This window comes from Nocardioides sp. P4_G10 (assembly GCF_056401175.1).
In genome coordinates this window covers 40,021-52,448 of sequence record NZ_JBFUJV010000007.1, presented here as the reverse complement: position 1 = coordinate 52,448, position 12,428 = coordinate 40,021, and the positions used below count along the sequence as shown (strand labels likewise).

Here is a 12,428-nt window from a genome sequence, read left to right as displayed (position 1 = left end):
CCTCCTACGACCCTCCTACGATCGCGGCACGCGCGCCTCGGCCACGACGCACTCGACGTCGAAGACCAGGTCGGGACCGTCGCGCCACGGCGCGTCCAGGGCCTCGTACGCCGCTCGCAGGCGGGCCTGCACCTCGTCGGTCTGCTCGCGCCACAGGACGCCGAAGTTGCCGACCGAGGTGAGTCCCTCCCACAGGTCGTCGGCGGCGACGCGCCACCGCCAGGCGTGCGTTCCGGCGTGGGTGACCGCGAGCCCGGCCTCGCCGAGGATGCCGGCGAGCCCGTGGGGCGAGCGCTCGAAGTCGCGGTCGACCCGCAGCCGGGGCGACGGGGAGCGGGTGGCGCCGGCCGCGTCGAGGAGCCCGCTCCACATCACCGCCTGCGGCGGTGGGGTCGCGCCCCAGATCGTCGCACGCACGGTGCCGCCGGGCGCCGCCACCCGCGCCAGCTCACGCGCTCCGGCGCGGGGGTCGTCGACGTGGTTGAGCACGAAGGACGCCGTCACCGCGTCGAAGCCGTCGTCGGCCAGGGGCAGGTCGGGCAGGCCGCCCACGACCACGTCGGCGCCGAGGGCTGCCGAGGCCAGCGCGGCCATCTCCGCGTCGGGCTCGACACCGACGGCGTCGTGCCCCGCCTCGCGGGCTGCCTGGACGAGCGCGCCGGTGCCGCACCCGACGTCGAGCAGCCGCCCGTCGCGCGGCAGGCCCGCCAGCAGGGTCGGGATCGCGCCGGCGCACAGRCCGGCGAAGCTGCGTGCGTAGGCGTGCGCCACGCCTGTCCAGAGTGCTTCGGCCACGAGGCGCGACCCTAGCGGCGGGCACCGGCACCTCAGCGCAACCGGACCGTGCCGCCGGCGGGGACCGTCACCGGCGCCTGGCACGTCCGTTCGGTCGGGCATGCCACGACCGCGCGACGCCCGGTCTCCGACTGCCGCAGGGTGTCCTCTGCACCGGCCTGGCGTGCGGAGTCGACGAGGTGGGCCCATCCGCCGCCGGCCAGGGGCACGCTCTCCACCCACACGTCGTACAGGCCGAGGCTGCGGACGGGCGGCGCCACGGGGACCGTGTCGAGGGCGGCGGGCGAGTCGTCGACCGGCTCGACCTCGCCCTCCGAGTCCACCCGCACCACCTCGCCCGAGCGCAGCCGGGCGACCACGGCGGCACGCGACGCACCGTCGGCGAAGTCGGCGACGAACACCTCGACCTCCGGGAGCTCGACCACCACGTCCTCGAGGTGCAGCTGGCCGTCGGCGTACCACGCGACCGGGAGCCGGTTGGCCTCCGCGCGCACGGCCGGTGGCTCCGGCTGCGCCGCCCACCACGCCCACGCTGCGGCGAGCAGGGCCGCGACGGCGAGCCCGGCGACGGCACGACGTGCGCCCCGCCGTCGACGCGCGGCACGCACCTCCCCCGCGCGCTCGAGCCACTCCTCCGGCCCGTCACGCGGGTCGCGAGGACGTACGGCGTGGGGCGCCGGCTCTCCCGGCCGCGCGGGCAGCCCCGCCCACTCGCGCACCTCCGCCCAGAGCGTGACGTCGACCTGCTCGTCGCGCACTCGGCGCTGCCACGACCGACGGGCGGCGATCAGGGCCTCGGCGACCGCGAGCCGCGCGCGGTCGCCCGGCACGCCCTCGTCCTCGAGCCCGCCGACGAGGTCGGGCCAGCGCGCGTCGACGTACGTCGCGAAGTCGGTCCGCTCCGTCATGCCACCTCCCACCGTCCCGCCTCGCCCGGGCGGGCGTCGTGGACCGTTCGGATCCGGTGGCCAGCGCGGATGGGGTCAGGCGCTCAGCGACATCGGTCCGTAGACCTGGCGGTCGTGCTCGAACAGCGTCACCGCGGCGACGCCGTGCTCGGCCAGGTCGGCCCAGATCTCGCCGACCCACGACTCGGCGTCGCCCTGGTTGGCGAAGCGCTGGTCGGAGTGGCCGCCGACCTCGACGGCCTCGCCGGACGCGTCCTCGAGGCGCCACCACCACGGCCGCTCGGCGGCCGAGGGCTGGCGGAACGTCGGCGGCTGGCCGGGCAGCACGTCAGGACTCCTTGACCGACGGGTCGACGAAGGGCGGCTTGACCAGCTGGAAGATCTCGCGCCGGCCGCGGATGTCCACGCCGACCTGCGCGTCCTCGGCGACCATCGTCGGGATCAGCGCGAGCCCGATGCCCTTCTTCAGGGTCGGGGAGAAGGTGCCGGAGGTGATGTCGGCCAGCGGAACGTCGTGGGTCAGGGTGACGCCCATGCCGGGTCGCGGGATGCCGCGGCCGACGGCGACGAGCCCGCGCAGGCGACGCTTGGGCCCGTCCTCCTTGACCTTCACGACCGCGTCGCGGCCCCAGAAGGCGTTCTTCTTCCACCCGACCGCCCACGACAGCCCCGCCTCGACGGGGTTGGTGTCGAGGCTGATGTCCTGGCCGTGGAGGGGGTAGCCCATCTCGGTGCGCAGCGTGTCGCGGGAGCCGAGGCCGCACGCGGTGATGCCCCACTCCTCGCCGGCGGCCATCAGGTCGTCCCAGAGCCGGCCGGCCACGGAGTTGGCGACGACGAGCTCGTAGCCGCGTTCGCCGGTGTAGCCGGTGCGGCACACGACGACGCCGACACCCGTGTCGCCCAGCTCGGCCTCGACGAAGGTCATGTAGTCGTGGCCGGTGGGCAGGCCGACCTTGTCGAGCACCTCGTCGGAGCGGGTGCCCTGGACCGCCAGCACGGCGTAGTCGTCGTGGTGGCTCCTGACCTTCACCTCGTCGGGCGCTGCGGCGGCGAGGCGGGCGACGACCTCGGCCGTGTTGGCCGCGTTGGGGATCAGCAGCACGTGCTCGAGGTCGTGCCAGTAGGCGATGAGGTCGTCGACGATGCCGCCGGACTCGTCGAGGCAGAGGGTGTACTGCGCCTTGCCGGGCTCGATCTTCGCGAGGTCGTTGGACAGCGTCGCGTTGACGAAGTCGGCGGCGCCCGGACCGGACACCATCGCCTTGCCGAGGTGGCTCACGTCGAAGATGCCGACGGCCTCGCGGACGGCCGTGTGCTCCTTCACGACACCGGTCGGGTACTCCAGCGGCATCGACCACCCACCGAACTCGGCGAACTTCGCGCCGAGGGCCTCGTGACGGTCGTGGAGGGGCGACTGCTTGAGCGATCCGGCCATGGCGCGAACCTACCGCAGCAGGATCTGCGTCAGGTCTCCCCTAACATGCCGCGGGTGACCTCTTACACCCTTCGCAGCGCCAGTCCCGCCAAGACCCGAGCCGACGCCGTCGTCGTCGGAGTGGTCGCTGGCCCGAAGGGTCCACGGCTGTGCGACGCCGCCGCGGACGTCAGTGCGGCGTACGGCCGCCGGCTGCGCCCCTTCCTCTCCACGATGGGCGTGACCGGCAAGGCCGGTGAGGCGGTCCGCACGCCGACGCGCGACGAGGTCAACGCCCCGCTGCTGGTGTTCGTGGGCCTCGGCGAGGACCCGACCGACCCCATCGCCGTACGCCGTGCCGCGGGCGTCGCGGCCCGCAACGTCCCCAACGCCGCCTCGGTCGCCCTCGCCCTGCCGAGCGACACCCCCGAGCTGGTCGCCGCGGTCGTCGAGGGTCACCGCCTCGGCGGCTACACGTTCACCGCGTACAAGTCCACGAAGTCCGAGACCACCGAGCCGAACGACGTCGTCGTGCTCACCGCCATCGCGCGCAAGGCCGACGCCGTCGCCGCCCTCGAGCGCGCGGAGGTCCTCGCCGACGCCGTCGCACTGGCCCGCGACTGGGTCAACACGCCGCCGCGCGACTGCACGCCCCCGCTGCTGGCCGACCTCGTCACGGCCGCGCACAAGGAGGTCACCAAGGGCCGCGGTGCGCCCAAGGTGAAGCTCGAGGTGTTCGACCACGAGCAGCTCGCCGAGATGGGGTGTGGCGGCATCCTCAGCGTCGGCGACTCCTCGGACGCGCCGTCCCGCCTGGTCAAGCTGACCTGGGCGCCGCAGGACGCCGTGGCGCACCTCGCGCTGGTCGGCAAGGGCGTCACCTTCGACTCCGGCGGCCTCACCATCAAGCCGTCCTCGAGCATGGTGAACATGAAGGGCGACATGGCCGGTGCGGCCAGCGTCGTCGCGGCCACCCTCGCCATCGCCAGGCTCGGCCTGCCGGTCAAGGTGACCGCGTTCGCGCCGATGGCCGAGAACATGGTGTCGGGCACCGCCACCCGCCCCGGTGACGTCATCACCATGCACAACGGGTCGACCGTCGAGATCGCCAACACCGACGCCGAGGGCCGGATGCTGCTGGGCGACGCACTCTCCCTCGCGGTGCAGGAGAAGCCCGACGTGGTCGTCGACATCGCCACCCTCACCGGCCACATGCAGCTGGCGCTCGGCGACAAGGTCGGCGCCGTCATGGGCACCGATGACGAGGTGCAGGTCGTCCTGGCCGCAGGCCGGGCCGCGGGCGAGCAGCACTGGCCGATGCCGATCCCGGAGGAGATGAAGGAGCGCATCACGTCCTCCAAGGTCGCCGACCTGCTCCAGCACGACTGGGTGCGCTGGGGCGGCGGCCTCTACGCGTCGGCGTTCCTGCGCGAGTTCACCGGCGGGCTGCCGTGGGCGCACCTCGACATCGCCGGCAAGGAGATCAACACCGGCGGCCCCTACGGCCACGTGCCCGCGGGCGCCACCGGCTTCGGGGTCACCACGCTCGTCGAGATCGCCCGCTCCGTCGCCGCGGGCCGGTCCGAGGACTGACCCGGGGGCTCGCGGCGCTGGGTGCCTCTCAGATGCCTTCGGCCTTCTTGCGCCGGTTGTAGTCGCGCATCCGCTGCGGCACGCCGACCACCGCGGCGTCGTACGACGGCACGCGGTGGCGGTTGGCGAAGTCGTGCGCCCACTTCACGCTCGGCACGCGCCGTCGGGTCCACTCGCCGTCGTGCGCGACCAGCAGGAGGGTCACGTCGTTGACGGCCGTGCGGGGCTCGACGAACCCCTCGACCCCCTGGCGGGTGGCGACGAAGGACTCGAGGTGACGCACGTCCTCGCCGTCGGAAGCACGCACGCGCGTCGAGCCGGTGCGGGTGGCGTCGCGCGCCGGAGCACTGGAGCGCCCTTGGCGGCGGAATCGGTCGAACAGGCCCATGGCGCACATTCTGCCGGGAGGTTCCCCATCGTGCGCGCGGATCGCCGGTTCGGCCCACCCGACCCGGTGTGGACAGCGTCGTGAAGAGTGCAAAGATGGACGCGCCCGAGATGGTCGGTGCGAGTCGAGCGTGTGGAGGAAATCAGTGACGGACGGTGAGTTCGACGTCCTCGTCCTCGGGGCTGGATCGGGCGGTTACGCCTGTGCCCTGCGAGCGGCCCAGCTGGGCCTGAGCGTCGGGCTGGTCGAGAAGGGCAACCTCGGCGGCACCTGCCTCCACGTCGGCTGCATCCCGACCAAGGCCCTCCTGCACGCCGCGGAGGTCGCCGACTCGGCCCGCGAGGCCGCGCAGTTCGGCGTCACCGCCACCCTCGACGGCATCGACATGGCCGGCGTCAACGCCTACAAGGACAAGGTCGTCGACCGGCTGTTCAAGGGCCTCAAGGGCCTCATCAAGTCGCGCGGCATCACCGTCATCGAGGGCACCGGCACGCTGACCGGTCCCCGCGAGGTGACCGTCGACGGCACGGCCTACACCGGCAAGGCCGTCGTGCTGGCCTCCGGCTCCTACAGCAAGTCGCTGCCCGGCCTCGAGGTCGACGGCGAGAAGGTCATCACCTCCGAGCACGCGCTCCGCCTCGACCGCGTCCCGGCGTCCGCCATCGTGCTGGGCGGCGGCGTGATCGGCTGCGAGTTCGCGAGCGTGTGGAAGTCCTTCGGCTCCGACGTCACCATCATCGAGGCCCTCCCGCGGCTCGTCGCCGCCGAGGACGAGGCCTCCTCCAAGGCCCTCGAGCGTGCCTTCCGCAAGCGCAAGATCAGCTTCCTCACCGGCACCCCGTTCCAGAGCGTCAAGACCACCGACACCGGCGTCGCCGTCACCGTCGAGGGCGGCGACGTGATCGAGGCCGAGGTGCTCCTCGTCGCCGTCGGGCGCGGCCCCTCGACCGACGGCCTCGGCTACGCCGAGCAGGGCATCGAGATGGACCGCGGCTTCGTCCTCGCCGACGAGCGCTGCCGCACCAACGTCGAGGGCGTCTACGCCGTCGGCGACATCGTGCCCGGCCTCCAGCTGGCCCACCGCGGCTTCCAGCAGGGCATCTTCGTGGCCGAGGACATCGCCGGCCTCGACCCGCGTCCCGTCGACGACGCCGGCATCCCGCGGGTGACGTACTCCCACCCGGAGATCGCGTCGGTCGGGCTCGACGAGGCGACGGCGCGCGAGCTCCACGGCGACGCGGTCACGACGGTGACCTACGACCTCGGCGGCAACGGCAAGAGCCAGATCCTCCAGACCCAGGGGTTCGTCAAGCTGGTCGCCCTGGTCGACGGCCCGGTCCTCGGCGTCCACATGGTGGGCGATCGGGTCGGTGAACTCATCGGCGAGGCCCAGCTCATCTACAACTGGGAGGCACACGCCGACGACGTCGCGCCGCTCGTGCACGCCCACCCCACCCAGAACGAGGCCCTCGGCGAGGCGCACCTCGCGCTGGCCGGCAAGCCGCTCCACGCGCACTCCTGAACACCCCAGAATCTCCCCAACCAACGCGAGAAGGAAACACATGGCCTCCGAAGTCACCCTCCCCGCACTCGGCGAGTCCGTCACCGAGGGCACCGTCACCCGCTGGCTGAAGCAGGTCGGTGACACGGTTGCCGTCGACGAGCCGCTGCTGGAGGTCTCCACCGACAAGGTCGACACCGAGATCCCGTCGCCGGTCGCCGGCACGCTCCTCGAGATCAAGGCCAACGAGGACGACACCGTCGAGGTCGGCGCGGTCCTCGGCGTGATCGGCGAGGAGGGCGAGTCCGCGGGCGACGCCTCCGAGACCGCCGAGCCCGAGGCGCAGCCCCAGGACGAGGGCGAGTCGGAGAAGAAGGCCGAGCAGGAGGAGCAGGTCGCCGAGGACACCGGCGAGCTCCCCGAGGGCGACGAGACCCCCGAGTCGGAGAAGGACGACGCCCCGGCCGAGTCCGAGCCCGCGGCCGAGCAGGCCTCGTCCGGCGGCTCCTCCTCCGGTGGCGGCGGCGGTGGCGGCGGTACGCCGGTCACGCTGCCCGCGCTGGGTGAGTCCGTGACCGAGGGCACCGTCACCCGGTGGCTCAAGAAGGTCGGCGACGAGGTCGCCGTCGACGAGCCGCTCCTCGAGGTCTCCACCGACAAGGTCGACACCGAGATCCCCTCGCCCGTCGCCGGCACCCTGCTGGAGATCAAGGCCGAGGAGGACGAGACCGTCGAGGTCGGCGCCGAGCTCGCGATCATCGGGTCCGGCGACGCCGCGCCCGCGAAGTCCGACGAGCCGGAGCCCGAGCCCCAGGCCAAGGAAGAGCCGGAGCCGGAGCCCGAGCGCGAGCCCGAGCCCGAGCCCCAGGAGGAGTCGGCCCCCGAGCCGGAGCCCGAGGCCAAGGAGGAGCCGAAGCAGGAGGCCCCGAAGCAGGAGGCCCCGAAGCAGGAGGCGCCTGCACCTACCGCGTCCGCCCCGAGCGAGGGTGGCCGCGACCAGTCGGCGTACGTCACCCCGCTGGTGCGCAAGATGGCCGACCAGCACGGCATCGACCTCGGGTCGGTGCAGGGCACCGGCGTCGGTGGCCGCATCCGCAAGCAGGACGTCCTCGACGCCGCGGMTGCTGCCCAGCAGGCTGCCGCGGCCCCGGCCGCTCCGGCTGCTCCGGCCGCCGCGCCCGCCGCCGCCGGCGCTCCGCCCGCTGCTGCCGCTCCGTCGTCGGCCTCGCCGTCGCCGCTGCGTGGCACCACCGAGCCGCTCTCGCGCCTGCGCAAGGTGATCGCCACGCGCATGGTCGAGTCGCTGCGGGAGGCCGCCCAGCTGACGCAGGTCATGGAGGTCGACGTCACCGCGATCGCCCGCCTCCGCGAGGCGTCGAAGGCCGACTTCCTGGCCCGCGAGGGCGTGAAGCTGACCTACCTGCCCTTCTTTGCCAAGGCCGCGATCGACGCGCTCAAGCTGCACCCCAAGCTCAACGCGGCGATCGACACCGACAAGGGCGAGGTGACCTACTTCGACCGCGAGAACATCGCGTTCGCTGTCGACACCGAGAAGGGCCTGCTGACCCCGGTGGTCAAGGAGGCCGGTGACCTCTCGATCGCCGGGCTGGCGAAGAAGATCGCCGACGTCGCCGAGCGCACCCGCACCAACAAGATCACCCCGGACGAGCTGTCCGGCGGCACCTTCACCATCACCAACCTCGGCAGCTTCGGGGCGCTCTTCGACACCCCGATCATCAACAAGCCGCAGGTCGCGATCCTCGGCCCCGGTGCCGTGGTGAAGCGCCCCGTCGTGATCGACGACCCCAACCTGGGCGAGACGATCGCGGTGCGCCACATGGTCCACCTGTCGCTGACCTACGACCACCGCCTGGTCGACGGCGCCGACGCGGGCCGCTTCCTCCAGGAGGTCAAGAAGCGCCTCGAGGCCGGCCAGTTCGAGGTCTGAGGCCAGTCGCCGACCGACGCCCCGTCCACCTCGGTGGGCGGGGCGTCGTCGTACGCGTCCACCTCGGTGGGCGGGCCGTCGTCGTGCCGCGTCCGGGGGCCGTTCGCCGGCCGCCGAGCGGTGCGTGAGCCACATTCACCTGCCCGGGAACGTAGGTGGCGCACCGCTCACGCGCGTGTCGTACGCCGACGCGCCGGGCGCCGGTGCGTGAGCCACATTCGTCTGCCACGGAATGTGGGTGGCGCACCGCTCAAGCGCGGCCCCGCGCGGTAGCCGGGGTCACACGAAAATCGGGCGCGCGATGTCGGTCCCGACACGTAACGTCTGGTGATTGTGACGGTGACCGAGACGCAGACCCACCCGGCACCGGCGACCGCGTCCGCGACCGACGGACTGCCGCCGGGTCGGATGCCTGTCGACTGGCACCGGGTCCGCCGTCCGCTGACCTACCTCTGCTTCTCGATGTCCCTGCTCGGAGCCGTCGCGGCGTCCCTCGGCACGATGGTCGCCGGACGCCTCGCCGACGGCCCGACCAGCACGCTCCTGACGCTCCTGGCGCTGTGTGTCGTGGGCGGGGCGGTGATCGACACGGTCGCCAAGACCATCTGGGCCACCATCTGCGACCGCGCCGAGGGGCAACTGCGTGCCGACCTGCTCGACGCGGCCATGGCCCAGCCGCTGTCCGAGCTCTCCGAGCAGGCGGTCGGCGAGGTCCTCGACCGCATCGACGACGACACGTGGGAGGTCGGTCAGCTGATGCGCTGGGGCGTGTGGCAGGCCGCGCGCACCTTCCTCGCCTCCGGCCCGCTGTGGGTGGTCGCGTCCCTCACCTGGTGGCCGGCAGCCTTCCTGTTCCCGCTGACGGCGGTCGTCACCTACCTCTCGATCCGCCGCCTGCTCCCCCAGATCGCCCAGCGCAAGGTCGTCGAGGAGGCAGCCTGGACCGACCATGCCGCGTCGACCGAGGAGGGCGTCGCCGCCCGTGACGACGTACGCACGTCGCTGGGCCAGGCCCACGTGCTGCGCCGCAACGCCTACCTCGCGTCGGTCATCCACCAGACCCTCGACGCGGTCCTGGCCGTCGAGGTGCGGGTGACCCGACGCAGCGGCGGGCTGCTCCACGGAGCCCTCGCCGCGGTCGGCGTCGTCGGCGTCGCGCTGGTCCTGTCCGGCGACCTGTCGACGGCACGGCTGGTCACGCTGTTCCTCGTCACGACGATGTTCGTCGGGGGCGTCGACATGCTCGCCCGCCACCTGCCCGACCTCCAGGAGGGCTTCGGCGCCGTGCTCCGGCTGCGCGCCATGATGGCCTCGCCCGTCGAGCCCACGGGCGGCCTCCCCGTGCCCGACGGCCCGCTCGACGTGGAGTTCCGGCACCTGGAGTTCGCCTACGGCACGGGCACGTTCGCCCTCCGCGACGTCGACCTCCTGCTCACCGCTGGCCACACCTGCGCCCTCGTCGGTCGCACCGGGTCCGGCAAGTCCACCCTCGCGTCCCTGCTCTCCCGTGCGGTCGAGCCGCCCCGCGGCATGGTGTTCCTCGGCGGGGTCGACGTCCTCGACCTCGATCTGCAGCAGCTGCGCTCCTCGGTCGGCGTGGTCACCCAGCGCACCGAGGTCCTCGCCGGCACCCTCGCCGACAACATCACCCTGTTCGACGACGTCCCCCGCACGGTCGTCGAGGCGGCGGTGGCCGAGCTCGGCCTGACCGAGTGGGTCGCCGGGCTGCCCGACGGCCTCGACACCGTCCTCGGCCCGGGCGGCACCAGCCTGTCCGCCGGGGAGGAGCAGCTCGTCGCGTTCGCCCGGCTCCTCGTGCGCGACGTCAGCGTCGTCGTCCTCGACGAGGCCACGGCCCGCATGGACCCCGTCACCGAGGCCCGCGTCGTACGCGCCGCCGACCGGCTGATCTCGGGACGCACCGGCATCCTCGTCGCCCACCGGCTCTCCACCACCGAGCGCGCCGAGCAGGTCGCCGTCCTCGAGTCCGGTCGGGTGGTCCAGCAGGGTCCGCGCGCCCGTCTCGCCGCCGAGCCCGGCCGGTTCCGCGACCTCCTCGACGCTGCCGCCCACGAGGCGGTCGTCGAGGAGCACCACCACGACGACACCACCATCGGGTCGGTGCGCCGCAGCACCACTCCCCCGGCGCCGCCCGAGCTCGCCCCGACGCCGAGCCTGGCCCGGCAGGTGCTCCACACGATCAGCATGCAGCCGCAGTGGGGCCTGCTCGGAGCGGTCCTGTTCCTCGTCTCCTCGCTGACCGGCGCGTTCGGTGCGGTCACCGGCTGGGTGTGGGGCCACATCGTCACCGACCTGCAGGCGGGCGAGCGCCCCGAGCTCCTGGTCGTCGCCCTCGTCGCCTCGCTCCTCGTCGGCCCGCTCCTGCTCGCCCAGGCGTTCCGCACCTACCCGCACTGGTGGGTGGAGGTACGCCTCCGCGTGCGGGCCGCGGTCCTCCACGGGCAGACGTCCCAGCGCCGGCTGCTGCGCACGCCGCCCGGTGAGGTCGTCGCCCGCACGATGGACGCCGACCGGCTCGCGCGCTACACCGACCGCTGGGTCGACTTCGTCAACGGACTGATCATCGCCGTGGTGACCGCCCTGATCGCCCGCACGTGGCTCGCCGGCGCGGTCCTGCTCGCCGTCATGGTCGCGTCCGCCCTCGCCTCCACGCTGGGCCGCCGCGTCGCCGGACGCTCGGCCGCCGCCGCGTCGACCGCGCGCGCGAGGTTCGGGCAGTCGCTGGTGTCGGCGCTGGAGTCGGTGCGCACCGTCAAGCTCGCCGCGGCGACGCCGCAGGTCCACCAGCACCTGCGCGACGTCGACGGTGGCCGCGTGGACGCCGCCGTCCGCGAGCACCGCGTGCAGGCCCTCCTCGAGGGCGTACCCGTGGTCATGGTCCAGTGCGGCGTCGTCGCCGCGTGGGGCGGCCTGCTCACCGGCCGGTGGGAGCTCGCGACCGCGCTGCTCGTCGCCAACGCCGTCAGCGGCTTCGACTGGTTCGGTCGGGTCGCCGGCACGGTCGTGACCGAGGCGCCCGGCACCCGGGCCTGGATGAACGCCACCAGCGAGCTCGCCGGCGGCGGCGACCTGATGGACCTGCCCCCCGGCGTCGACCTCGTCCGCGGCACCGGGCCGGAGCCGTCCACGCCCCACCGCGACCCGCTGCGCACCCTCACCATCCGCGACCTCGCCGCGGTGCACGACGACGGCACGGTCGGCGTCCAGGACGTCGACCTCGACGTGCAGGCCGGCGAGCTGGTCCTGCTGCTCGGCCAGGTCGGCTCGGGCAAGTCCAGCCTGCTCAGCGCGCTCGCCGGCCTCGTCGGCAGCACGGGCGAGATCCGCTGGAACGACCGCCTCGTCGACGACCCCCAGACCACGCTGCGGCCCGGCCGCGTCGCCCACGTGGCGCAGGTGCCGCGGGTGCTTTCCGGCACGTTCACCGGCAACGTCGCGCTCGACCACGCCGACCGGTCGGTGGTGCCGGCGCTGGAGGCGGCCCGCATGGGGCGCGACGTCCGGGAGGCCGGTGGCGCCGATGCCGTCGTCGGCCACCGCGGCGTACGCCTCTCCGGTGGGCAGGTGCAGCGCCTCGCGCTGGCCCGGGCGCTGGCGACGGACGCCGACGTGCTGCTGGCCGACGACGTGTCGTCCGCGCTCGACGCCGCCACCGAGATCGAGCTGTGGCAGGCGCTGCGGTCCCGGGGCACGGCCGTCATCGGCGCCACCAGCAAGGCTGCGGCGCTCGCGCAGGCCGACCGGGTCGTGGTGCTCGACTCCGGTCGCGTGGTCGACGACGGACCGTGGCACGAGCTGTCGTCGCGGTGGGCCCACCTGGCCGGCTGAACCACCCGCGGCCGCTTTGGTCGCATGGT

At 73.5% G+C, this 12,428-nt stretch carries 9 protein-coding genes; 4 read left to right on the top strand and 5 right to left on the bottom strand.

Going from position 1 to position 12,428, the window contains the following annotated elements; all coding sequences use genetic code 11:
- Nucleotides 1–15 precede the first annotated feature (15 nt).
- The 4 genes from AC1DP1_RS10070 to gcvT form a co-directional block, all read right to left on the bottom strand.
- On the bottom strand, nt 16–795 hold the full coding sequence (locus AC1DP1_RS10070; protein ID WP_477506742.1) for a class I SAM-dependent methyltransferase: 780 nt from the start codon (nt 793–795) through the stop codon (nt 16–18).
- A gap of 32 nt (nt 796–827) precedes the next feature.
- On the bottom strand, nt 828–1,703 hold the full coding sequence (locus tag AC1DP1_RS10065; protein ID WP_477506741.1) for a hypothetical protein: 876 nt from the start codon (nt 1,701–1,703) through the stop codon (nt 828–830).
- Between the two features lie 75 nt (nt 1,704–1,778).
- Entirely contained in the window at nt 1,779–2,030 is a 252-nt protein-coding gene (locus AC1DP1_RS10060; protein WP_457190358.1) for a hypothetical protein, read from the bottom strand.
- A 1-nt stretch (nt 2,031) separates the two neighbouring features.
- Nucleotides 2,032–3,141 carry a glycine cleavage system aminomethyltransferase GcvT gene (gene gcvT / locus AC1DP1_RS10055; RefSeq protein ID WP_457190359.1) on the bottom strand — a complete coding sequence of 370 codons (1,110 nt, stop codon included), beginning with the start codon at nt 3,139–3,141 and terminating at the stop codon, nt 2,032–2,034.
- Between the two features lie 45 nt (nt 3,142–3,186).
- Here gcvT and AC1DP1_RS10050 point away from each other — a divergent pair, with 45 nt between their 5' ends.
- The gene (locus AC1DP1_RS10050) at nt 3,187–4,713 is read left to right on the top strand and encodes a leucyl aminopeptidase (protein ID WP_457190361.1); all 1,527 of its coding nucleotides are present in this window, start codon (nt 3,187–3,189) and stop codon (nt 4,711–4,713) included.
- 28 nt (nt 4,714–4,741) lie between these two features.
- Here AC1DP1_RS10050 and AC1DP1_RS10045 read toward each other — a convergent pair whose 3' ends face one another.
- Nucleotides 4,742–5,101: a hypothetical protein gene (locus AC1DP1_RS10045; RefSeq protein WP_300052602.1), complete on the bottom strand. Its 360-nt coding sequence runs from the start codon at nt 5,099–5,101 to the stop codon at nt 4,742–4,744.
- A 145-nt stretch (nt 5,102–5,246) separates the two neighbouring features.
- Here AC1DP1_RS10045 and lpdA point away from each other — a divergent pair, with 145 nt between their 5' ends.
- From lpdA to AC1DP1_RS10030, 3 genes are all read left to right on the top strand, one after another.
- Nucleotides 5,247–6,623 carry a dihydrolipoyl dehydrogenase gene (gene lpdA, locus AC1DP1_RS10040; protein ID WP_457190363.1) on the top strand — a complete coding sequence of 459 codons (1,377 nt, stop codon included), beginning with the start codon at nt 5,247–5,249 and terminating at the stop codon, nt 6,621–6,623.
- A 40-nt stretch (nt 6,624–6,663) separates the two neighbouring features.
- On the top strand, nt 6,664–8,550 hold the full coding sequence (sucB, locus tag AC1DP1_RS10035) for a 2-oxoglutarate dehydrogenase, E2 component, dihydrolipoamide succinyltransferase (protein ID WP_477506740.1): 1,887 nt from the start codon (nt 6,664–6,666) through the stop codon (nt 8,548–8,550).
- A gap of 339 nt (nt 8,551–8,889) precedes the next feature.
- Nucleotides 8,890–12,399 carry an ATP-binding cassette domain-containing protein gene (locus AC1DP1_RS10030; protein ID WP_477506739.1) on the top strand — a complete coding sequence of 1,170 codons (3,510 nt, stop codon included), beginning with the start codon at nt 8,890–8,892 and terminating at the stop codon, nt 12,397–12,399.
- Nucleotides 12,400–12,428 lie beyond the last annotated feature (29 nt).

Excerpts from the sequence above, each read along its gene's own strand:
- AC1DP1_RS10065 (WP_477506741.1), bottom strand. The coding sequence starts at position 1,703 with ATGACGGAGCGGACCGACTTCGCGACGTACGTCGACGCGCGCTGGCCC.
- gcvT (WP_457190359.1), bottom strand. The coding sequence starts at position 3,141 with ATGGCCGGATCGCTCAAGCAGTCGCCCCTCCACGACCGTCACGAGGCC.
- AC1DP1_RS10050 (WP_457190361.1), top strand. The coding sequence starts at position 3,187 with ATGCCGCGGGTGACCTCTTACACCCTTCGCAGCGCCAGTCCCGCCAAG.
- AC1DP1_RS10045 (WP_300052602.1), bottom strand. The coding sequence starts at position 5,101 with ATGGGCCTGTTCGACCGATTCCGCCGCCAAGGGCGCTCCAGTGCTCCG.